23 protein-coding genes, 1 tRNA gene and 1 pseudogene are annotated in these 22,467 nt (G+C 55.7%); 7 read left to right on the forward strand and 18 right to left on the reverse strand.

Going from position 1 to position 22,467, the window contains the following annotated elements:
- Nucleotide 1 precedes the first annotated feature (1 nt).
- A complete protein-coding gene (gene yejF, locus C2U53_RS26900; protein WP_099433314.1) occupies nt 2–1,591 on the forward strand; it encodes a microcin C ABC transporter ATP-binding protein YejF in 1,590 nt (529 codons plus the stop codon).
- Between the two features lie 3 nt (nt 1,592–1,594).
- Here yejF and C2U53_RS26905 read toward each other — a convergent pair whose 3' ends face one another.
- The 3 genes from C2U53_RS26905 to rsuA all read right to left on the reverse strand — a co-directional run bounded on the left by C2U53_RS26905 (nt 1,595) and on the right by rsuA (nt 4,195).
- Nucleotides 1,595–1,939, reverse strand: a complete 345-nt coding sequence (locus tag C2U53_RS26905; RefSeq protein ID WP_043000099.1) for a YejG family protein — start codon at nt 1,937–1,939, stop codon at nt 1,595–1,597.
- Between the two features lie 342 nt (nt 1,940–2,281).
- Nucleotides 2,282–3,472: a Bcr/CflA family multidrug efflux MFS transporter gene (locus tag C2U53_RS26915; protein ID WP_043000098.1), complete on the reverse strand. Its 1,191-nt coding sequence runs from the start codon at nt 3,470–3,472 to the stop codon at nt 2,282–2,284.
- Between the two features lie 15 nt (nt 3,473–3,487).
- On the reverse strand, nt 3,488–4,195 hold the full coding sequence (rsuA, locus tag C2U53_RS26920; protein ID WP_043000097.1) for a 16S rRNA pseudouridine(516) synthase RsuA: 708 nt from the start codon (nt 4,193–4,195) through the stop codon (nt 3,488–3,490).
- A 151-nt stretch (nt 4,196–4,346) separates the two neighbouring features.
- Here rsuA and C2U53_RS26930 point away from each other — a divergent pair, with 151 nt between their 5' ends.
- Nucleotides 4,347–6,107, forward strand: a complete 1,761-nt coding sequence (locus tag C2U53_RS26930; RefSeq protein WP_104446727.1) for a DEAD/DEAH box helicase — start codon at nt 4,347–4,349, stop codon at nt 6,105–6,107.
- A gap of 124 nt (nt 6,108–6,231) precedes the next feature.
- Nucleotides 6,232–6,516: a 50S ribosomal protein L25 gene (rplY, locus tag C2U53_RS26935; protein WP_043000095.1), complete on the forward strand. Its 285-nt coding sequence runs from the start codon at nt 6,232–6,234 to the stop codon at nt 6,514–6,516.
- A 51-nt stretch (nt 6,517–6,567) separates the two neighbouring features.
- On the opposite strand, the gene yejK is transcribed toward rplY, so the two are convergent.
- Nucleotides 6,568–7,575, reverse strand: coding sequence for a nucleoid-associated protein YejK (gene yejK / locus C2U53_RS26940; RefSeq protein WP_104446728.1), 1,008 nt, complete (start codon nt 7,573–7,575; stop codon nt 6,568–6,570).
- A 180-nt stretch (nt 7,576–7,755) separates the two neighbouring features.
- On the opposite strand from yejK, the gene C2U53_RS26945 reads away from it, so the two are divergent.
- From C2U53_RS26945 to narP, 4 genes are all read left to right on the forward strand, one after another.
- Entirely contained in the window at nt 7,756–7,983 is a 228-nt protein-coding gene (locus C2U53_RS26945; protein ID WP_042317936.1) for a YejL family protein, read from the forward strand.
- A 31-nt stretch (nt 7,984–8,014) separates the two neighbouring features.
- The gene (yejM, locus tag C2U53_RS26950) at nt 8,015–9,775 is read left to right on the forward strand and encodes an LPS biosynthesis-modulating metalloenzyme YejM (protein ID WP_061069852.1); all 1,761 of its coding nucleotides are present in this window, start codon (nt 8,015–8,017) and stop codon (nt 9,773–9,775) included.
- A gap of 73 nt (nt 9,776–9,848) precedes the next feature.
- A tRNA-Pro gene (locus tag C2U53_RS26955) sits at nt 9,849–9,925 on the forward strand.
- Between the two features lie 191 nt (nt 9,926–10,116).
- The gene (gene narP / locus C2U53_RS26960; RefSeq protein ID WP_043000091.1) at nt 10,117–10,764 is read left to right on the forward strand and encodes a nitrate/nitrite response regulator protein NarP; all 648 of its coding nucleotides are present in this window, start codon (nt 10,117–10,119) and stop codon (nt 10,762–10,764) included.
- 62 nt (nt 10,765–10,826) lie between these two features.
- On the opposite strand, the gene C2U53_RS26965 is transcribed toward narP, so the two are convergent.
- The 14 genes and pseudogenes from C2U53_RS26965 to C2U53_RS27030 all read right to left on the reverse strand — a co-directional run.
- Nucleotides 10,827–11,879, reverse strand: coding sequence for a cytochrome c-type biogenesis protein CcmH (locus C2U53_RS26965; protein WP_054175994.1), 1,053 nt, complete (start codon nt 11,877–11,879; stop codon nt 10,827–10,829).
- Nucleotides 11,876–12,433 carry a thiol:disulfide interchange protein DsbE gene (gene dsbE, locus C2U53_RS26970; RefSeq protein WP_043000089.1) on the reverse strand — a complete coding sequence of 186 codons (558 nt, stop codon included), beginning with the start codon at nt 12,431–12,433 and terminating at the stop codon, nt 11,876–11,878. The genes C2U53_RS26965 and dsbE overlap by 4 nt, the downstream gene beginning before the upstream one ends.
- On the reverse strand, nt 12,430–14,373 hold the full coding sequence (locus C2U53_RS26975) for a heme lyase CcmF/NrfE family subunit (RefSeq protein WP_044258599.1): 1,944 nt from the start codon (nt 14,371–14,373) through the stop codon (nt 12,430–12,432). Before C2U53_RS26975 ends, dsbE begins: the two co-directional genes overlap by 4 nt.
- Complete coding sequence (gene ccmE, locus C2U53_RS26980) at nt 14,370–14,849, reverse strand: cytochrome c maturation protein CcmE (protein ID WP_043000087.1); 480 nt, start codon at nt 14,847–14,849, stop codon at nt 14,370–14,372. Before ccmE ends, C2U53_RS26975 begins: the two co-directional genes overlap by 4 nt.
- Nucleotides 14,846–15,058: a heme exporter protein CcmD gene (ccmD, locus tag C2U53_RS26985; RefSeq protein ID WP_043000086.1), complete on the reverse strand. Its 213-nt coding sequence runs from the start codon at nt 15,056–15,058 to the stop codon at nt 14,846–14,848. Before ccmD ends, ccmE begins: the two co-directional genes overlap by 4 nt.
- Nucleotides 15,055–15,792, reverse strand: a complete 738-nt coding sequence (locus C2U53_RS26990; RefSeq protein ID WP_104446729.1) for a heme ABC transporter permease — start codon at nt 15,790–15,792, stop codon at nt 15,055–15,057. The genes ccmD and C2U53_RS26990 overlap by 4 nt, the downstream gene beginning before the upstream one ends.
- A 122-nt stretch (nt 15,793–15,914) precedes the next feature.
- Nucleotides 15,915–16,574, reverse strand: a complete 660-nt coding sequence (gene ccmB, locus C2U53_RS26995) for a heme exporter protein CcmB (RefSeq protein WP_043000084.1) — start codon at nt 16,572–16,574, stop codon at nt 15,915–15,917.
- A complete protein-coding gene (ccmA, locus tag C2U53_RS27000) occupies nt 16,571–17,191 on the reverse strand; it encodes a cytochrome c biogenesis heme-transporting ATPase CcmA (RefSeq protein WP_104446730.1) in 621 nt (206 codons plus the stop codon). The genes ccmB and ccmA overlap by 4 nt, the downstream gene beginning before the upstream one ends.
- A gap of 23 nt (nt 17,192–17,214) precedes the next feature.
- A complete protein-coding gene (gene napC / locus C2U53_RS27005) occupies nt 17,215–17,817 on the reverse strand; it encodes a cytochrome c-type protein NapC (protein WP_043000082.1) in 603 nt (200 codons plus the stop codon).
- A 9-nt stretch (nt 17,818–17,826) separates the two neighbouring features.
- Entirely contained in the window at nt 17,827–18,276 is a 450-nt protein-coding gene (gene napB / locus C2U53_RS27010) for a nitrate reductase cytochrome c-type subunit (RefSeq protein WP_042317908.1), read from the reverse strand.
- Nucleotides 18,273–19,136: a quinol dehydrogenase ferredoxin subunit NapH gene (gene napH, locus C2U53_RS27015; RefSeq protein WP_044258594.1), complete on the reverse strand. Its 864-nt coding sequence runs from the start codon at nt 19,134–19,136 to the stop codon at nt 18,273–18,275. Before napH ends, napB begins: the two co-directional genes overlap by 4 nt.
- Nucleotides 19,123–19,818, reverse strand: coding sequence for a ferredoxin-type protein NapG (gene napG / locus C2U53_RS27020; RefSeq protein ID WP_043000080.1), 696 nt, complete (start codon nt 19,816–19,818; stop codon nt 19,123–19,125). The genes napH and napG overlap by 14 nt, the downstream gene beginning before the upstream one ends.
- A gap of 6 nt (nt 19,819–19,824) precedes the next feature.
- Nucleotides 19,825–22,311: a nitrate reductase catalytic subunit NapA gene (gene napA / locus C2U53_RS27025; RefSeq protein WP_044258593.1), complete on the reverse strand. Its 2,487-nt coding sequence runs from the start codon at nt 22,309–22,311 to the stop codon at nt 19,825–19,827.
- Nucleotides 22,308–22,418: pseudogene (locus C2U53_RS27030) on the reverse strand (chaperone NapD); the annotation flags it as partial. The gene napA and the pseudogene C2U53_RS27030, both read right to left, overlap by 4 nt.
- Nucleotides 22,419–22,467 lie beyond the last annotated feature (49 nt).

Consider the following 22,467-nt stretch of genomic DNA (forward strand, 5'->3'; position numbering starts at 1 on the left):
CATGACGCAACCTTTGCTCGCCATTGACAATCTGACGCTGGGATTTCGTAAGCAGGAAACGGTTCGTACGGTAGTTAACGCGGTGTCGTTGCGCGTGGAGGCCGGCGAAACGCTGGCGCTGGTAGGAGAATCCGGTTCCGGCAAGAGTGTTACCGCACTGTCGATTCTGCGCCTGTTGCCCACGCCGCCCGCCGTATATGTTGGCGGCGATATCCGTTTTCACGGCGAGTCATTACTCCACGCCAGCGAGCAGACGCTACGCGGCGTGCGCGGCAACAAGATCGCCATGATTTTTCAGGAGCCGATGGTGTCGCTGAACCCGCTCCATAACCTCGAAAAACAGCTCTATGAAGTCCTTTCCCTGCACCGCGGTATGCGCCGGGAGGCGGCACGCGCAGAGATAATAAGCTGCCTCGATCGGGTCGGTATTCGGCAGGCTGCAACCCGGCTGGGCGATTATCCGCACCAGCTTTCCGGCGGCGAGCGTCAGAGGGTGATGATTGCGATGGCGCTGTTAACGCGACCCGAATTACTCATCGCCGACGAGCCGACTACCGCGCTGGATGTCTCGGTACAGGCGCAGATCCTGCAACTGTTGCGCGAACTCCAGCGCGAGCTGAACATGGGGATGCTGTTTATCACCCATAATCTCAGTATTGTCAGGAAGCTCGCCGACAGCATAGCGGTGATGCAAAACGGGCAATGCGTTGAGCAAAACCGGGCCGCTCCCCTTCTCCACGCGCCCACGCATCCCTATACGCAGAAATTGCTCAACAGCGAGCCGACAGGCGACCCCGTACCGCTACCAGCCGGACATTCACCTCTGCTAAAGGTCGAGGATTTGCGCGTCGCCTTCCCCATTCGCAAAGGGATTCTCAAGCGCGTGGTGGCAAACAATGAGGTGGTGAAAGGCATCAGTTTCAGTCTGCAACCGGGTGAAACGCTGGGGCTGGTTGGTGAGTCAGGGTCAGGGAAAAGTACCACCGGGCTGGCGCTCCTGCGGCTTATCACCTCTCAGGGCAGCATAGAATTTGACGGCCAACAGTTACAACATCTTAACCGCCGACAGTTGTTGCCCGTACGTCATCGTATTCAGGTGGTCTTCCAGGATCCCAACTCCTCGCTGAATCCGCGTCTGAGCGTGTTACAAATCATTGAAGAGGGACTGCGCGTTCATCAACCATCGCTCTCAGCCGAACAGCGCGAGCAGCAGGTCATGGCGGTGATGGCGGAAGTGGGACTGGATGCCGACACGCGCCACCGCTATCCGGCGGAGTTTTCCGGCGGTCAGCGCCAGCGGATTGCGATTGCCAGAGCGCTGATCCTGAAGCCGTCATTGATTGTTCTTGATGAACCAACATCATCTCTCGACCGGACCGTGCAGGCGCAAATTCTCGCGCTGTTGAAATCGCTACAGCAAAAGCATCGCCTGGCCTATATCTTCATAAGTCACGATCTGCACGTGGTACGTGCGCTATGCCATCAGGTGATTGTGCTGAAACAGGGAGAGGTTATTGAGCAGGGGCAATGCGAGCGCGTCTTTAGCGCACCGCAACAGGCGTATACGCGTCAACTTCTCACGCTAAGCTGACGCTCAAAATGGATTGTTGTTAGAAAACGGTTCGGCAATGGCCACGCCAAAGTTTTTCAGACGACAGGTCGCGGCAAATTCGTCCTGGCGATTCACAAACAGACACGGTTCGCCTTCACATTCCAGTACGGAACATGGCACTTCGATATCACTGAGCGCCTGACTGAGTTTATGCATCACCGGCCAGGCGCTATCGCCATCCGGACTCAGCAGTTTAAGCGCCACCAGACTGTTTTCGACGCTTTGGCCATTTTGCGGAATCGGTTCAACTTTCGAACCTGCGAAACCCGCAGACCAACGATAGTTCTGTGGTAAGCGATGAACGATTGAGAGCTGTAATGTTGTCACTTTCTTTCCCCGGAAGCACAATCACTTCACAATTTATTTACATCTATATTAACACATCATTGACAATCCGTCCTTAAACGGATGCATAACGTGGCAATCCTTCTCCCGCGTGGCCAGTATGTTGGGTATGGCCTTTATTAAAATAGAGATTTCCAGTCGGGACAGGAGCGCGGGCTATATGTACCCGTTTCTGCGATCTAACTCAACCTTTTTAACTACAATGATGTGACTTTTTACATAAATTGATTTTACATAAAATAAACATATATCGGGGGAATGATAGGATTGTCGTTGACATACATCAACAAAGGAAGCCGAACGGCTTCCATATTGTGTATTTGATCACCGTTTTTTCGGGCGGCTCGCATAGAGATAGAACAAAATTGAACAGCTTGCACAGAAGGCAATAGACCAAATCATCGGCCAGGCTGAGTTAAACGTTGCCAGAGAGAGTAACGCGCCAACAAGCGCGCCAATGCCAAAGCGGAAAGTGCCCGCCAGCGATGAGGCCGTTCCCGCCATGTGTGGGAACTCATCGAGGATCACCGCCATCGCATTGGAAGAGATCATCGACACGCAACCGACAAAGACTGCCACCCCCAGCACCAGCGCCCAGAAACCGATGCCAAACAGCGCACTCAGCACCATCCACACCGCCATCGCCAGTTGGATCCACAATCCGGTACGGAACATGTTCAGCGCGCCGATCCGGCGTACGAAGCGACTGTTAAAAATCGTCATAATGAATAAAAAGACGATGTTTAGCGCGAAGTAGTAGCCAAAATCCTGCGGCGATACGTGGTTGATTTCGATATACACGAACGGCCCGGCGCTGAGAAAAGAGAACATCCCGGCAAAGCTAAAGCCGCTTGCCAGCATATAGCTCAGCACCCGCTTATGGCGAAACAGCGAGGCAAAGTTACCTATTGTCGTGCGGATATGGAACGGCTGGCGCTTTTCAACCGGTAACGTCTCTTTAATGAGCGTTGCGATCATGACAGAGGCCAGAACCGCGGCGATCGCCAGGATCCAGAAGATAGAGTGCCAGCTCAACCACACTAGCACCCAGCCGCCGATGATTGGTGCCATCAGCGGTGCAATCGTGGTCACCAGCATGACGAACGACATCATGCGGGAGAACTCTTCTTTAGGATACATATCGCGCATCAGCGCATTGATCACCACGCTGGCAGCGGCTGCAGCCAGACCGTGGAAGAATCGCATCACAATCAGCTGATCGATGGTCTGCGCCAGCGCACAGGCTACGGCGGCGGCAGCGAACACCAGCGTGCCACCGAGGATCACCGGTTTTCGCCCAAGGCTATCCGCCATCGGCCCATACAGTAGCTGCCCGACTGCGAAGCCCAGAATATAGGTGCTAAGCGTCATCTGCGCGCTGCCCGCCGGCACGCCAAACTGCTCGGAGATCACCGGTAGCGCCGGAAGGTACATATCGATCGACAGCGGCATTAACATCGCCAGCAGACCGAGAATAAAAACAATGGCAAAGGACGAGTGCTGCCGGGTGGTCACAAAAAACTCCTGAATTTAGCTGGATGACATGCCGACGCTGGCAATTTCGGCTTCGGTCAAAGGGCGATACTCACCGGGTTCAAGGTCAGCATCAAGGGTAATGGCGCCTATCCGCTCACGGTGCAGTTCGACCACGTGGTTACCCACGGCGGCAAACATCCGTTTCACCTGATGATAGCGTCCTTCGCTGATGGTCAGACGCACCTGCGTCGGGGTAATAACCTCAAGCACAGCCGGTTTGGTGAGATCTTTTTCATTATGTAACTGCACGCCTTTTGCAAACTGCGCGGCGGTATCTTCGGCGACGGGCGACTCCAGCGTGACCAGATACGTTTTCTCGCAGTGGTGACGCGGAGAGGTGATGCGGTGCGACCACTGCCCGTCGTCGGTCATCAGCACCAGACCGGTGGTGTCGATATCCAGGCGACCCGCAGCGTGTAATTTATGCGCGACCGGCTCATCCAGGAAATACAGGATTGTCGGATGATCCGGGTCATCCGTCGAACACACATAGCCCTGGGGTTTATTAAGCATAAAGTAACGTGGGCCGTTTTGCTGAACCAGCGTGTTGCCGTCATATGCTACGTCGTGTTCTGGCAGCAGTTTGAACGCAGTATTCCGGATGATTTCACCATCCACGGTAACACGGCTACCGCGGATTTCACGCCCGGCAATAGCGCGGCTGACGCCGAGTTGCTGAGCGATAAATTTATCAAGTCGCATGAGTGTGATTTTGCCTGTAAAAATACGGGAGTCGGGCGCGTCGCCCGAAAAGTGGAGCCGTTATCTGCCCAGTATAGCGGGCTAACAACATCCCTCAAGGGAAAACGATTCGTGGCATACTATACCCGAGTTCGTTACGTATTGTGAGACCATGATTTTTACACTTCGCCCCTACCAGCAAGAAGCCGTGGATGCCACGCTCAACCATTTCCGTCGCCATCGCACGCCTGCGGTGATTGTTCTGCCCACTGGCGCCGGTAAAAGCCTGGTGATTGCTGAACTGGCGCGCGTCGCCAGAGGCCGCGTGCTGGTTCTGGCGCATGTGAAAGAGCTGGTGGCGCAAAACCATGCCAAATACTGCGCACTGGGGCTGGAAGCCGATATTTTTGCCGCCGGACTTAAACGTAAAGAGAGCCACGGTAAAGTGGTGTTCGGCAGCGTTCAGTCCGTGGCTCGCAATCTGGACGCCTTCCAGAGCGAGTTTTCGCTGCTGATTGTTGATGAATGCCATCGTATCGGCGATGACGAAGAGAGCCAGTATCAACAGATACTCACCCATCTGAGCAACGCCAATCCCCACATTCGCCTGCTGGGGCTGACCGCCACCCCTTTTCGTCTGGGCAAAGGCTGGATCTATCATTTTCACTACCACGGTATGGTGCGCGGCGACGACAAGGCGCTGTTTCGCGACTGCATTTACGAACTGCCGCTGCGCTACATGATTAAGCACGGCTATCTTACGCCGCCGGAACGCCTCGACATGCCGGTGGTGCAGTACGATTTCAGCCGCCTGCAGGCGCAAAGCAACGGTCTGTTTAGCGAAGCCGATCTGAATCGTGAGCTGAAAAAGCAGCAGCGTCTCACACCGCATATCATCAGCCAGATTATTGAATTCGCCCAGACCCGCAAAGGGGTGATGATTTTTGCCGCCACCGTCGAGCATGCCAAAGAGATTGCCGGACTGCTGCCGAAAGCGGATTCCGCGCTGATTACCGGCGACACGCCGGGTCCTGAACGTGATGAGCTGATAGACGCGTTTAAGGCTCAGCGTTTTCGTTATCTGGTCAACGTCTCCGTCTTAACCACGGGCTTCGATGCCCCGCACGTCGATCTCATTGCCATTCTGCGCCCCACCGAGTCAGTCAGTCTGTACCAACAAATTGTGGGTCGCGGCCTGCGTCTCGCACCGGGAAAAACGGACTGTTTGATTCTGGATTACGCCGGTAATCCGCACGATCTCTATTCTCCGGAGGTGGGGAGCCCGAAAGGCAAAAGTGATAACGTGCCGGTCCAGGTCTTCTGCCCGGCCTGCGGTTTCGCAAATACCTTCTGGGGCAAAACCACCGCTGACGGTACGCTGCTCGAACATTTTGGCCGCCGCTGTCAGGGTTGGTTTGAAGATGATGAAGGACATCGCGAGCAGTGCGATTTTCGCTTCCGCTTTAAAAATTGCCCGCAGTGCAACGCCGAAAACGACATTGCCGCTCGCCGCTGTCGGGAATGCGATACGATCCTTGTCGATCCCGACGACATGCTGAAAGCAGCGTTGAAACTGAAAGACGCGCTGGTGCTCCGCTGTAGCGGCATGACGTTGCAGCACGGCCATGACGAGAAAGGCGAATGGCTGAAAATCACCTACTATGACGAAGATGGCGCGGACGTTAGCGAGCGCTTTCGCCTGCAAACCCCTGCCCAACGTACGGCATTTGAACAACTGTTTATCCGCCCGCATACCCGCACGCCAGGTGTGCCGCTACGCTGGATCACCGCGGCGGATATCCTCGCGCAACAACCCTTGTTACGCCATCCCGACTTTGTGGTGGCGCGGATGAAAGGCCTGTACTGGCAGGTGCGGGAAAAGGTATTCGATTACGAGGGGCGTTTCCGTCGGGCACATGAATTACGCGGTTAATCGTACTTTTGATTGATGTAACGGGCGTTTGAGGATAGAATCTCGCCCGCTTTTGCATACGCAAAGCAGATCACTTACCTGTTGCTGGGTCGCCTGTAGCAGGAATTATTAAAGAGAGATTTAAATGTTTACTATCAACGCTGAAGTACGTAAAGAGCAGGGTAAGGGTGCGAGCCGCCGCCTGCGTGCCGCTAACAAGTTCCCGGCAATCATCTACGGTGGCAAAGAAGCCCCGATTGCTATCGAACTGGACCACGATTCCATCATGAACATGCAAGCTAAAGAAGGTTTCTATAGCGACGTTCTGACCATCGTTGTTGACGGTAAAGAAGTAAAAGTTAAAGCTCAGGCTGTACAGCGTCACGCGTTCAAGCCGAAGCTGACTCACATCGACTTCGTTCGCGCGTAATCGCCAACAAGTTGAAGAAAACCCCGCTCCGGCGGGGTTTTTTTATGGCTTTTAATTACCGCCAGACGTACGGCGCTGAAGCTGATCGCGCAGGTTCGGCGGCGTGCCTTTAATGGTCAACGTATCCGTTGCCGGATCCCAGAAAATACGCTCGCCCAGTAGCATCGCGTCAAAGTTAATGGTTAACCCACCGCCGCTGCCGGCATATTTGGTCAGTTGGCGCAGCGTGCTGCGATCGGCCGGGAAGCTCTCTTCCAGCCCATAGCCCTTCTCTGCCGTAAACTCGCTAAAACTCACTTCACTGACGCCAGAAAGTTCTTTTGACAGCGACTCCAGCTCAATTTCTTCACCGGCCTGAAGCTGCTCGTTGCAGTAGCTGTACACCTGCTGGCGCACGTTTTGGCGCTCAGCTTTATCCAGTTGCGCTTCAGCGGTGAAGTCATCGACCGCCTGCAGCAGTCCACGGTTTTGCGCCTTGGCGTTGAGACCTTCGCTGGCTCCGAGGAAATCCATAAAGAAGTCAGCCACTTTTCGCCCTACCCGCCCCTTCAGGAAGGTCAGATAGCGGGTGGATTCCGGATTGGTTTCCCACTCGGTCAGATCGATACGCGCGACGATATCCGCATGGTTGATATCCAGATAGTGCGTCGGGTTGATATCCAGATTCTCATTGACGCGCATGCTGCTTAAGTTGTTCAGCACCGCCACCAGTAAATACTCTACCGCCAGATAGCGATAATGACAGAACAGCACAATGCCGCCGTCAGCAAACGGGTATTTGGCGAGCTCGTCACGTAAACGTCCGGTCGCCGCACGGCTAAAGGCGAGAAAATCTTCCTCACCCTGGCGCTGTAAGCGCAGCGCTTGCGCCAGTTCGCTCTCTTCGCTGAACAGACCATACGCTTTGTTTTTCGCGCTATAGACCCGATGCAGTTCAGCCATCATATCGACAACGGTGTTTGTCGGTTCCAGTAATGAATCGCGCAGGACCAGCTCAAGGTTTTGCTCATCACGCTTGATAAGCTGGTGCAGGGCAATCTGGTTGATATCCAGACTCATGATAAACTCTCCTTAAAGACCGGGCGGTATTCAACCACCACCGGCGAGGCGACGCAACAGAAGATGCAGCGCCGTTTTGCCTGTCGCACGGTAACGCGAATTATTGAGGATAAAAAAGCGGAAAAAAAACTGTTGCTACGGTAATATGTTGCCCTTTCATGAATAAACTGATGTCGATTTATGCCACAAATCTCCCGCTATAGTGACGAACACGTTGAACAACTGCTCACCGAGATGCTCAACGTACTGGAAAAACATAAGGCACCGACTGATCTTTCCCTGATGGTGCTGGGAAACATGGTCACCAACCTTATTAATACCAGCATTGCCCCGGCTCAGCGCCAGGCGATTGCGAACTCTTTTGCCCGCGCATTGCAGTCCTCGGTTAACGACGACAAAGCGCACTAAAAGCCGATTTCGGGGAAACGAACGACACGTTATGGTAACTCATCGTCAGCGCTACCGTGAAAAAGTCTCCCAGATGGTTAGTTGGGGGCACTGGTTTGCACTGTTCAACATTCTGCTGGCTATCGTGCTCGGCAGCCGTTACCTGTTTGTCGCCGACTGGCCGACAACGCTGGCCGGTCGCGTTTACTCTTATCTGAGTATCGTCGGCCATTTCAGCTTTCTGGTGTTTGCCACCTATCTGCTGATTCTGTTCCCGCTGACGTTCATTGTGATGTCCCAGAGGCTGATGCGTTTCCTGTCAGCCATTCTGGCTACGGCCGGAATGACGCTTCTGCTGATCGACAGCGAAGTGTTTACCCGTTTCCACCTGCATCTTAATCCCATCGTCTGGGAACTGGTGATTAACCCCGACCAGAATGAAATGGCGCGCGACTGGCAGCTGATGTTTATCAGCGTACCGGTTATCTTGTTGATTGAAATGCTGTTTGCGACCTGGAGCTGGCAAAAACTGCGCAGCCTGACGCGTCGTCGTCACTTCGCCAAGCCGCTGGCCGCCTTCTTCTTTGTGTCATTTATTGCTTCACATGTGGTCTATATCTGGGCGGATGCCAATTTCTATCGTCCGATCACCATGCAGCGCGCCAACCTGCCGCTCTCCTATCCGATGACCGCGCGCCGGTTTCTGGAAAAACATGGCCTGCTGGATGCGCAGGAGTATCAGCGCCGTCTGGTCGAACAGGGGAATCCGGAAGCGGTGTCCGTGCAGTACCCACTAAGCGAATTACGCTATCGCGATATGGGAACCGGGCAAAATGTCCTGCTGATCACGGTCGATGGCCTGAACTATTCGCGCTATGAAAAGCAGATGCCGGCACTTGCCGAATTTGCCGGGCAAAACATTGCCTTCACGCGCCACATGAGTTCCGGCAACACCACCGATAACGGTATTTTTGGCCTGTTTTACGGCGTGTCGCCGAGCTATATGGACGGTATTCTGTCCACCCGAACGCCGGCTGCGCTGATTTCGGCTCTGAATCAGCAAGGCTATCAGCTGGGACTGTTCTCTTCCGACGGCTTTACCAGCCCGCTCTACCGCCAGGCGTTACTGTCTGATTTCTCGATGCCAAGCGTACAGACGCAGTCTGACGAACAGACCGCCAGCCAGTGGATCAACTGGCTGGGGCGTTACGCGCAGGAAGACAACCGCTGGTTCTCGTGGGTTTCGTTTAACGGCACCAACGTTGACGACAGCAACCAGTCTAACTTCGTTCGCCGCTACGCTCGCGCGGCGGGAGATGTTGATAAGCAGATCAACCGTGTGCTCGGCGCACTGCGTGAGTCCGGTAAATTGGATAACACGGTGGTGATAATCACCGCCGGTCGCGGCGTCGCGTTGAGCGATGAAGAGAAAAACTTCGCCTGGTCGCGCGGTCACCTGCAGGTTCCGCTCATTATTCACTGGCCGGGGACTCCCGCACAGCGGATCAACAGCCTGACCGATCACACAGACGTCATGACCACATTGATGCAGCGTCTGCTCCACGTCAGCACGCCGGCTAATGAATATTCGCAGGGACAGGATCTGTTCAATGCCAATCGTCGTCACTACTGGGTAACGGCGGCCGATCTCAGTACGCTGGCGATCACCACGCCGGAAATGACGCTGGTGCTGAACAACAACGGCAAGTACCAGACATACGATTTACGCGGCGAGAAGATTAAAGATCAGAAGCCACAGTTGAGTCTGTTATTACAGGTGCTGACAGACGAGAAGCGTTTTATCGCTAACTGATTTATTATTAATCAGTTAGCTGGATGTCCCCTTGCATTCGGTACGGAAAGCGGTAGTATTAGCTCCCACGAGTCGGCACGTAGCGCAGCCTGGTAGCGCACCGTCATGGGGTGTCGGGGGTCGGAGGTTCAAATCCTCTCGTGCCGACCAAAATACTCCTTAAGAACCAGCCCTGATGGGCTGGTTTTTTTATGCTCCTGAATATCCTTTCATCTTTCAGGTTTTACTTCTTACCCATGCGTAATCTGGGGTAATATTTCTCCCTCTTATCGATGCGGTGAATCTGGACGATTCGCGATCGAATAACAATAATGATTCTAATAAAATCTCGGGAGATAACTATGCCTGAAGCAACGCCTTTTCAGGTGCTGGTGGTAGATGACCACCCTCTTATGCGTCGTGGTATCCGTCAATTACTGGAACTGGATCCGACATTTGAGGTGGTTGCCGAAGCGGGCGATGGTGCAACGGCGATTGATCTGGCAAACCGTCTCGATCTGGATTTAATCCTGCTTGATCTGAATATGAAAGGGCTGAGCGGTCTGGATACGTTGAACGCCCTGCGCCGCGATGGGATCACGGCGCAGATCATCATTCTCACCGTTTCGGATTCGGCCAACGACATCTACGCCCTGATTGACGCCGGCGCAGATGGCTACCTGCTGAAAGACAGCGATCCGGAAGTTCTGCTGGATGCCATTCGCACAGGCGCCAATGGCGGCAAAGTTTTCAGCGAACGCGTCAGCGATTATCTGCGCGAGCGCGAAATGTTTGGTGAAGAGGACGATCCGTTCAGCATGCTGACCGAGCGAGAGCTGGATGTGTTGCACGAGCTGGCACAGGGGCTGTCTAACAAGCAGATTGCCTCGGTCCTCAATATTTCCGAACAAACCGTAAAAGTGCATATTCGCAACCTGCTGCGCAAGCTCAACGTACGCTCACGCGTTGCCGCGACCATCCTGTTTTTACAAACCCGCGGTATGCAATAGCCCAGCAAATGCCCGATGGCGCTACGCTTATCGGGCCTGTGCCTCGCCATCTGGCCGGGTGGTTACTCGCTCTTTGGCGATAAGTGCTGCATCGCCTGCGCGATACTGCGCTCAATCACCGCACGACGCGTATCGTTCGCTGGCAGCATCTTCAACATCATCTCCCAGGCGGCAACCGCCTCGCCAAAACGCTCCTGCTCAAAGGCGTTGAAGGCATACATGCTCAGAACCCGCACATTGGCGTGATCGCTACGCACCAGTTCTCGCAGCAGCTCCCCTCCACGACGGTTATCATCAGGATCGGAAGAACGGGTCAGCGCCTCGGCATAGCCCAGCGCAGCATCGCTGTTCTTCGGATCGAGTCGATAGGCGTTGGCATACGCTTCGGTAGCGGTACTGGCATTGCCAAGCACCATTCCGATCCGCCCCAGCATGATCCAGCCTTCTACGTTTGTCGCATCACTTTGCAGACGAGTACGTAGCCCCAGCGCCAGACGCGTCATTTCTTCCTCATCCAGCGGCTGCGCTTTTGGATCCAGCGCACGTTCCAGCAGTGCCGGGCTTTGTGCCGTCGCCAGTTGCCAGATTTCCACCTGCTTATAGCTCCCGGTATGGTAATAACTGACGGCCCCCACGATGACGGCAATCACTATCCCTGGCAGATAAACCGCCAGCCCGGCTCGTTTACCCTCCGGTAACGATATCTCATCCGGGAACACCTCCTGTTTCAGGCGTACCCGCCGACGCGAACGGGCAACGATAATCCAGCCACCTGCGCCAATTGCCGCCACGGGAAGCACCCACAGCAGAACAGTCAGTGGTGTCAGCGGCGGATCATAGGTGACGAAGTTACCGTAGCGCGCCACCATATAGTCGACGATCTCTTTCTGACTTTTCCCTTCCTGCATCAGCTCATAGACTTTCTGCCGCAGGTCGGTCGCAATCATCGAATTGGAATCCGCGATGCTGTTGTTCTGGCATTTTGGACAGCGCAGTTGTTCAGTCAACTGGCGGAATTGTTGCTCCTGGGTCTCATCCTTAAACTGCATCACATCAATGGTGGCCAGCGCGTTAGCAGAAAACAGCAGCATCAGCACACTCAGCAAAATTCTCATTGCCCGGCCTCCTTACTGTATTTCTCCCACAGCGGCTTGATTTCACTCTCCCAGACGCGGGCGTTCAAATCCCCGGCATGCCGATAGCGAATAATGCCTTTACCGTCGATCAGGAAGGTTTCCGGCGCGCCATAGACTCCAAGATCCAGGCCCAGCATACCGTCGCCGTCAAACAGGCTCAGCGCGTAAGGATTACCCAACTCTTTCAGCCAGACGATGGCCTTCTGGCGATCGTCTTTATAATTCAGCCCCACTACGCGAATCCCCTGTGCCGACAGCTGGTTCAGGTACTGATGCTCAGCGCGGCAGGTCGGACACCACGTTGCCCAGACGTTGAGTAAGACCGGTTTACCCTGAGTCAGCACGTCTGCCTCATAATGCTTACCGGGGTTCTCCAGCGACTCAAGCCGGAAAGTCGGTACCGGTTTACCAATCAGCGCCGACTCCAGATTCGTCGGCGTGTCGCCTTCTGCGTTACGCGCCAGTTGCCACAGCAGCGCTGCGGCAATCACGAGAAAAATCACAAAGGGAATCAAAAGTACGTTGCGCTTCATACCGCCTCCGACGCCGATTTTTGCGGTTGTACGCGTTTGCGATAACGCGGGTCAAACAGGCATAACAGCCCTCCCAGCGCCATCAATATCCCACCCGCCCAGATCCAGCGAATAAACGGTTTGTAATACAGACGAACAGCCCACGCGCCGTTATCCAGCTCTTCACCGAGCGCGGCGTACAGATCGCGGGTGATGCCACCATCAATCGCCGCTTCCGTCATCATCGAACTGGTGCTGTTGTAGAACCGTTTTTCAGCGTGCAACGTTGCTTCTGCCTTGCCATCACGGGTCACGCTGATAATCGCCACACCACCGCGATAGTTTGGTCCGGTGATATCCTTCACTTCACGGAAGGTGAAGCGATATTCATGAATATCGACGCTGTCACCGGCTTTCATGCGAACATCGCGCTCGACGCTGTAGTTCTGGCTGAAGGCGATGCCGACAATTGTCACCGCCAGGCCGACGTGCCCGGCCACCATTCCCCAGTAGCTCAGCGTCATTTTCGCGCCACGTGAAATTCGCTGCGCAAGCTCCGCCATCGCCAGCACAAACACCCAGCAGGCCATTGCCAGCCCGACTACGGTCATGGCGACAATCTTGTTCTCAAACAGCCACGGCAGCAGCAGAGAGAGTACGAGGGTGCTGACCAGCGCGATAACCAGCAGTCGTTGCAGTTTACGCGGTCGATCGCGTCCCCAGCGGACCAGCGGGCCAACACCCAACAGCAGGGCAAACGGCGCCATCAGCCAGGTAAACATGGTATTAAAAAACGGTTCGCCAATAGAGATACTGCCCAGACCGAGTTGCTTATGCACCAGCGGCAGCAGCGTGCCGAGCAGCACGACCAGCATGGCGGCAATCAGCAGCACGTTATTACCGAGCAGCAGCGATTCACGCGACCAGAGGGCGTTATTGACCCGGGAGCGAACCTTATGTCCTCGCGTGGCAAACAGCAGCAGCGAGCCGCCGATGACCAGCACCATGAAGGCCAGAATGAACATCCCGCGAGACGGGTCGGAAGCAAACGCATGCACCGACACCAGCACGCCCGAACGCACGAGGAACGTCCCCAACAGACAGAGCGAAAACGCGCAGATGGAGAGCAGTAGCGTCCACGCCTTGAAACTGCCGCGCTGTTCAGTGACCGCCAGCGAGTGCATCAGTGCGGTTCCCACTAACCATGGCATAAACGAGGCATTTTCCACCGGATCCCAGAACCACCAGCCTCCCCAGCCCAGTTCGTAATACGCCCATGCTGAACCCAGCACAATCCCCAGCGTCAGGAAAACCCACGCGGCCAGCGTCCATGGACGGGAAAAACGGGCGAAAGTGCTGTCCAGGCGACCGCTCATCAACGCCGCGATAGCGAACGCGAAGGCGACCGAGAAACCGACGTAGCCCATATATAGCAGCGGCGGATGGAAGATAAGCCCAGGATCTTGCAACAACGGGTTGAGATCGCGCCCTTCTATCGGGAAATTCGGCAGCGTGCGGGTGAACGGGTTGGAGGTAAACAGGATGAACAGCAGAAAACCGACGCTAACCATCCCCATCACCGCAAGTACGCGGGCGACGATATCCAACGGCATCCGCTGGGAAAACAGCGCGACGGCAAAGGTCCAGCCGCTCATCAGCAACACCCACAGCAGCAGCGAGCCTTCATGCGCCCCCCAGGTGGCGGCGACGCGGTACCAGACCGGCAGCTGCGTGTTGGAGTTACTGGCGACGTAAACGACGGTGAAATCATTCACTACAAAGGCGTTGACCAGCACCAGAAAGGCGCCCATCACGAGGATAAACAACAGCCAGGAAAACGGTCTTGCCGACGCCATCATCCGCGCATCGCCTCGCGCCACGCCCCACAGCGGATAGACTGAGAGTAACAACGCAACGCCCAGTGCCAGGCATAACAGCGCATTGCCAATTTCAGGCATCATGATGTTTTATCCTTATAGACGCTCTCCGGACGGCGGTGGTTATCCTGCATCGCTTTTTCAACTTCCGGCGGCGTGTAGTTTTCATCGTGCTTGGCGAGGACTTCTTTCGCCTGAATATGGTTTTTCTCGCCAAGTTCCCCCTGCACCACCACGCCTTGTCCTTCACGGAACAGGTCCGGCAGAATGCCTTCGTAGGTCACATCCACCACGCCTTCGGCATCATAGATGCTGAAATTCACCTTCAGCGAGTTGGGGTCGCGCTTGACGCTGCCGGGCATAACCATACCACCTACTCGCAGCCGCTGGCCCACTTCCGGCATTTGCTGTGTTTCGCGCTTGCCGTAGAGAATCTCGCCTGGCGTGTAGAACAGGTCGATGTTGGCGCGCAGCGCATACAGCACCAGCGTAATCGTCAGCGCTAACCCGACAAGCACGCCGCAGGCAATCCATAAACGGTTCTTACGTCGAATATTCACGCCGCCTCCCGTTGTGTCTGCGCTGCACGCAGGCGGGCTTCACGCGCCCGCTGACGGGAGACATCACGCAAAATTGCGCGATGCTGCGTCACGGTATGAATGACCAGCACTGCCAGCGGGATGACGCTCAGCGCCACAGCCAGCCAGACGTAAAAGGCGTAGCCGCCCATCGCAAAAAAATCACTCCAGGATGCAAATGCAGTGGTCATTGGCGGCCTCTTTTTAAGATCAGTTCACTCACCCACGGGCGACGTTTTTCCATTATCAGAATCAGGTTACGCATCCGCATCAGCGACAGCGTGATAAACAGCAGCAGATAGCCGACAATCGCCAGCCGCAGCGGCGTGCGCATGGCCGGATCGATGCTTTGTTGCATACGGGTCGAGCCCTGATGCAGCGTGTTCCACCACTCCACCGAATAGTGAATGATCGGCAGGTTCACCACGCCAATCAGCACCAGGATCCCCGCCGCGCGCCCCGCCATCTTACGGTCATCAAAGGCGTGCCACAGAGCAATTGCGCCGACGTAGAGAAACAGCAGCACCAGTTCCGACGTCAGCCGCGCATCCCACACCCACCAGGTACCCCACATCGGTTTACCCCAGGCCGAGCCGGTGACCAGCGCAATAAACGTAAACACCGCGCCAACCGGCGCCATTGCAGCCAGCGCCAGGTTCGCCATCTTCATCTGCCAGACCAGACCGATAAACGCGGCTACCGCCATCGAGGCATAAATCCCCATTGACCAGATCGCCGCCGGAACGTGCAGATAAATAATGCGGTAGCTCTGCCCCTGCTGGTAATCCGCCGGCGCAAAACCGAATCCCCAGATCCAGCCCGTCGCCAGAACCAGGACGCAGGCGACGGCCAGCCACGGCACAAAATAGCCACAAAGCTGATACAGCCGTGGGGGCATAGCCAGTTGATGAAGTGTTTTCCACATAGTTCAGTCACCAGACTCAAACGAATAAAGTTACCGTCATGCCGGATAGCGGCTGATGCCTTATCCGACCTAAAAACCCGGCTCTTGTCGGCCTGAAAAGCGCAGCGCCATCAGGCAACTCATTACTGCAAACTAATGCGTAACGCCGCCGCCGTTGCAAAAGGACTTAACGTCGCGCTACCTGCCAGTAACGCGCCCAAAATCGCCATGTATCCATCCACTGGAAGATGCATGGATGCCGCATCCATCGCGGCAGTCGCAAAAATCAACAAGGGAATGGTCAACGGCAGTACCAGTACGCTCAGCAATACACCGCCGCGCTTTAACCCGACCGTTAACCCCACCCCCGGTGCGCCGAGAAAGCTCAGCGTCGGCGTCCCCAGCAGTAGAGTCAGCGCCATAATTTTCCAGCCGTAGAGGTCCATCCCCAGCAGCAATGCCACCAGCGGAGAGAGGATCAACAGCGGCAGACCGGTGACCATCCAGTGGGCCATCACTTTTGCCAGCACCACCATCGGTAATGGGATTGGCAGCAGCATCAGTTGCTCAAGGCTGCCGTCCTGCAGGTCATCGCGAAACAGTCGCTCCAGCGCCAGCAGCGAGGCCAGCAGTGCAGCAACCCAAATAATCCCCGGCGCAATGCGCGCCAGCAGCTGCGGTTCCGGCCCAATGCTCAGCGGGAACAACGTAATAACAATCAGGAAGAACCACAGCGGGTTGGCAATTTCCGCGCTATGGCGAAAGGCAACGCGCAGTTCGAGACGGAAGATACGCCACATCATTGCCCTGCCCTCTCGTGAGTCAGCGCAATCCGGCGAATGCGGTCTGTAGCAACGTTCATTGGCTGGTGGGTGGTGAGGATAACGATCCCACCTTCATCGGTATGCTGCGCCATCCGCTGCGTCAGGCGTTCAACGCCGTTCACATCAATGGCGGTAAAGGGTTCGTCGAGGATCCAGAGCGTGGCGCAGGTCAGCCAGAGACGCGCTAACGCCACCCGGCGCTGCTGTCCGGCAGAAAGCTGGTTAACAGGGATATCTTCGTAACCGGCAAGACCGGCCTGCGCCAGCGCCGCGAGACATTTCGCGATATCGCCGTCCTGATGGAAAAAACGCAGGTTCTCCAACGCCGTCAGCCGGGTTTTGATCCCCGGCTGATGGCCAATCCACAACAAATTTTGATGGTAGCTGTCCCGCACACGATGTAGCGGTTGCTCCTGCCAGCACACCTCACCGGCATCAGGACGAGAAAGTCCTGTCAGCAACCGCAACAGGGTAGTTTTCCCTGCGCCGTTGCCGCCGGTGACCTGTATCCACTCCCCGGCGTTGACCTGGAACGACAAATCGCTAAACAGGACTCGTTCATCCCGCTCACAGAGGAGCTTTCTGGCTTCAAGCATACTACCCACTCATTACCATCCCGTCAGAAGCCCGGTTTGACGTCGCGCATATCGGGGAGCTTATGCGCAATCCCCTTATGGCAGTCAATACAGGTTTGCCCGTCTTTCACCGCCTGATCGTGCATTTTTGCGGCGACACTCTTCTGGGCCGTTAAGTCCATGAAGTCAAAGTTGTGACAGTTACGACACTCCTGAGAATTGTTATCTTTCATTCGTCGCCATTCATTCTGTGCCATCGTCAGACGATGCGCTTCGAACTTTTGCGGGGTATCAATCAGTCCCAACGCTTTTGCGTACAGTTCTTTACTGGCCTTGATCTTACGGATCATTTTCGGCACAAACTCGTGTGGTACGTGGCAGTCAGGACAGGTCGCACGCACACCGCTACGGTTGTTGTAGTGTACGGTTTCCATGTATTCCTGATACACGGTATTGCGCATTTCGTGGCAGCTAATGCAGAACTCTTCGGTGTTGGCCTTTTCCATCCCGGTGTTAAATCCACCCCAGAAAATAATCCCGCCGACGAACCCGATTAACAGCAGCGTACCCAGCGCCAGGCGACTGGGGCGACGCCACCACTGCCAGAGGCGCTTAATCCGGCCTGGTTTACGGTTAGCATTTTCCATAATAACCTCTTATTTCCCGTAACCTTTCGATGGGGTAAAGGTGTTACCCACAATCGGCGGGGCGTCAGTCTGCGGCACGTGACACTGCAGACAGAAGTAACGACGCGGCGCCACTTCGGCCAGCACTTTGCCGTCGCTGTCCATAAAGTGCGTCGGACTAATACGCGGCGCGCCGGTGGTACGATAGCTTTCAACGCCGTGGCATTGCAGGCAGCGGTTGGTGTTAGTGGTCACCTGGTAACCATCGACGCTATGGGGAATCATCGGCGGCTGATTCACATAGTTCAGCGGCATACGCTCTTGCTCTTTGTGCATGCGAATCGCCCCTTCCTGTGTCCCCGACACTTCCGGAGACTGGCTAAGATCCACTCCGTTTGCCGCCCAAACCGCACCGCTCACCACCAGGGCCAGCAGGGCTGTCCATTGACACAGCGCTTTCTTCAGGTCATGGCTTTTCATGATTTCGCTCCCGAACTCCATCGTGTAGTTATTGTAAATACGTCCTCAGAACAGACATCCACGCAGCGACCGCAGGCCATGCAATCGCGGCTGGTGACCTGCACCGGGCTTTGCTCATCCAGCACCGGGGCACGTAATACATGCGGTTCCGGGCAAACATGAAAACAGTCCATACAGCGGTTACATTTCTGTCGGTCTTGCGCCGCAACGGTTAATACGCCCTGGCTACCCAGCACGCCATACAGTGCGCCTAAAGGACAAAGATGCCCGCACCAGCCGTGTTCAACGACCAGCAAATCAAATAAAAACAGAGCGATAATCAGCAGTGCGCCGCTACCGAATCCCATCACCAGGCTACGCCCCAGCAGTGAAACAGGGTTAATCCATTCCCACAGTAGCGTCCCGGTCAGTGCTGAACCCACCAGCACGACAACCAGAAGTACGTACCGTATATGACGTGGAATAGTTGCGGACTGATTCAGGTCAAACCTTCTGCGTAGCCAGGCCGCAAAATCGGTAATCGGGTTCAACGGGCAAACCCAACCGCAAAACAATCGCTTTCCTGCCAGGGCGTAAAGCACGGTAATAATCGCCGCACCTGTTAGCGCCACCGCCACAGGCAGATGACCGCTCGCCAGGCTTTGCAGGGTGATGAGCGGATCGGTTAACGGGATCGACTCCAACAGCAGGCTGCTGGAGTAATTCCCGTGCAGGATCCACACGCCAAACCACGGGCCGCTCAGAAACATCCCCAGCACCATAAACTGACAGAGCCGGCGGAAAATCAGCCAGCGATGACTCCGCCAGACGCCTTTTTTCGCCTGCGCTTCACGCCCGGCATCACGTTTACGATTTGCCATCGTTCCCCTCCAGCCAGCCGAAGCGGTAATGGTGACCCAACTCCCCTTTCGCCAGCGACAGCGGCAACACTTTTATTGCCGGCTGTTCCAGCACGCAGACTTTTTCACATTTCCCGCAACCCGTGCAGGCGTCGCTGTGAACGGTCGGGATAAATCGCGCATGTTTGCCGGTTCGCATGTTGCGATCCAGTTCCAGCGTGATAGCCTCATCGATTTTTGGGCATTCGCGATAGCAGACGTCACAGCGTAATCCCTGGAAGTTCAGGCAATTTTCCTGATCCAGCAGCACCGCCAGCCCCATCCGCGAATCGTCAATGGAGGCAATCTCCCGGTCCAGCGCCCCGCTGGGGCAGACTTTGGCGCACGGAATGTCTTCACACATCTCGCACGGAATCTCGCGGGCAACAAAATACGGCGTCCCCGCCGACAACCCTGATGCGAGCGTCGCCAGTTTTAAGGTGTCATACGGGCATGCCTGAACGCACTGCCCGCAGCGCACGCAGGCGCTGGCAAAGGCGTTCTCGTTCACGGCCCCAGGCGGGCGCAACCGCACGCCTGTAGCCCGTGCGGTTTGCTGCTGTAACCCCAGCGCCACGCCAACGGCAGCCAGTCCGCCCGCTGTGCGAACAACATCGCGCAGAAAGCGGCGGCGGCCATTTTGGGGTTTCGCTGACCTGGACATGGCGTGTTACACCTTCGCCAGTTTCACGGCGCACTTCTTGAAATCCGTCTCTTTAGAGAGCGGATCCGTCGCATCCAGCGTCAGGTTATTCACCAGCTGTGCGGCGTCGAAGAACGCCATGTAGACCAGCCCCTGCGGCGGACGGTTACGTCCACGGGTTTCAACAATGGAAATCACCTCACCACGACGTGAGATCACTTTGACCTTGTCGCCACGGCGCATATCCCGTTTTTTCGCATCCAGCGGATGGATAAACAGAACCCCTTCCGGGAACGCACGGTGCAGTTCCGGCACGCGGCGCGTCATACTGCCGGTATGCCAGTGCTCCAGTACACGCCCCGTGGAAAGCCACAGGTCGTACTCGGCATCCGGCGCTTCTGCGGCCGGTTCAAACGGCAGCGCGAAGATCACCGCTTTACCGTCTGGCTTACCGTAGAACTTGTAGCCTTCACCTGCTTTGACGTATGGATCGTTGCCTTCGCTGTAGCGCCACTGCGTCTCTTTTCCGTCAACCACCGGCCAGCGAAGGCCGCGCGCCTTGTGATAGTCATCGAACGGGGCGAGATCGTGACCGTGTCCACGACCAAACCAGGCGTACTCTTCAAACAGCCCTTTTTGCAGATAGAAGCCCAGCTCACGTGATTCGTCGTTAAGCTGATCCTCTTTCAACTCCGTCAACGGGAACTTGCTCACCGCAGGGGTGGCAAACAGCACGTCGTACAGGGTTTTGCCGCGCAGTTCCGGTTTCTGTGCCAGCAGCTCTTCCGGCCAGACCTCTTCCGTTTTAAAACGACGCGAGAACTGAACCAGTTGCCACAGATCGGATTTCGATTCGCCCGGCGCTTTAATCTGTTGACGCCAGAACTGGGTACGACGCTCGGCGTTACCGTAAGCCCCTTCTTTCTCCACCCACATTGCGGTTGGCAGGATCAGGTCCGCGGCCAGCGCGCTGACGGTCGGGTACGGATCGGAGACAATGATAAAGTTGCGTGGATCGCGCCAGCCCGGCAGACGATCTTCGTTGATGTTCGGACCGGCCTGCATATTGTTGGTACACATCGTCCAGTAGACGTTCAGCTTGCCGTCTTTCAATGCCCGGTCCTGGGCAACTGCGTGGAGACCGATTTTCGCCGGAATGGTTCCAGCCGGGATATTCCAGTGCTTTTCACAGATCTCACGGTGTTTTTCGTTAGTGACCACCATGTCCGCCGGCAGACGGTGGGCAAAGGTTCCCACTTCACGCGCGGTACCACAGGCAGAAGGCTGACCGGTCAGTGAGAACGGTCCACAGCCCGGCTGCGCGATTTTGCCAGTCAGCAGGTGAATGTTGTAGATCAGGTTGTTGGCCCACACGCCGCGCGTATGCTGGTTGAAGCCCATCGTCCAGTAAGAGATGACTTTCTTGTTCGGGTCGGCATACAGCTTCGCCAGTTGCTCCAGCTGATCTTTCGGCACGCCGGTCATTTCAGCGGTTTTATCCAGCGTGTATTCAGCCACAAACGCTTTGTAGTCTTCAAAGCTCATCGGCTCAGAAGCATCAGAGCCTGGGTTTTTCGCGGCTTTTTCCAGCGGATGCGTCGGACGCAGGCCGTAACCGATATCCGTTGCCCCTTTGCGGACGTTGACGTGCTTGCTGAAGAAGTCCTGGTTAATCGCGTTGTTTTGAATGATGTAGTTAGCGATGTAGTTGAGGATCACCAGGTCAGACTGCGGCGTAAACACCATCCCGTTGTCCGCCAGCTCGAAGCTACGGTGCTGGAAGGTAGACAGCACGGAGACGTTAACATTCGGATCGGAGAGACGACGGTTGGTAATGCGCGACCAGAGGATCGGGTGCATTTCCGCCATGTTCGAGCCCCACAGGACAAACGCATCGGCATGCTCGATATCGTCGTAGCAGCCCATCGGTTCGTCCATGCCAAAGGTACGCATAAAGCCTACCACCGCTGAGGCCATGCAGTGACGCGCGTTGGGATCGAGGTTGTTCGAGCGCAAGCCCGCTTTAAACAGTTTGGAGGCGGCGTAACCTTCCCAGATGGTCCACTGGCCGGAACCAAACATGCCGACAGACTCCGGGCCTTTCTCTTTCAGCGCGGTTTTAAACTTCTCTTCCATCACATCGAAAGCCTGATCCCAGCTGATCGGCGTAAATTCACCGTCTTTGCTGTACTTACCGTCTTTCATACGCAGCAATGGCTGCGTTAAACGGTCCTCTCCGTACATAATTTTGGGCAGGAAATAGCCCTTGATGCAGTTCAGACCACGGTTAACCGGGGCTTCCGGATCGCCCTGACAGGCGACAATACGCCCCTGCTGAGTGCCGACCAGCACGCCACAGCCTGTACCACAAAAACGGCACGGGGCTTTATCCCACTTAATGGCTTCCTGTTGACCAACAACTGCGCGGGCAACGCCCGGTACGCTTAGCCCGGCAGCCGCCGCAGCGGCCGCAACGGCGTTAGCTTTCATAAAGCTACGACGACTGAGTTTCATGGTGTTTCCTCACCTTGTTCTTCCTGCTGGTGATAAACCAGCGACACCGCCAGCACGCCCGCAACGTTGCGTACCGACTCAATTGTTTGCATCAGCGTTTCGCTGTTGTAGATTCAATTGGTCAACGCAACAGTTATGTGAAAACATGGGGTTGCG

Source organism: Citrobacter sp. CFNIH10 (assembly GCF_002934585.1).
In the GTDB taxonomy this organism is placed as follows: domain Bacteria; phylum Pseudomonadota; class Gammaproteobacteria; order Enterobacterales; family Enterobacteriaceae; genus Citrobacter_A; species Citrobacter_A amalonaticus.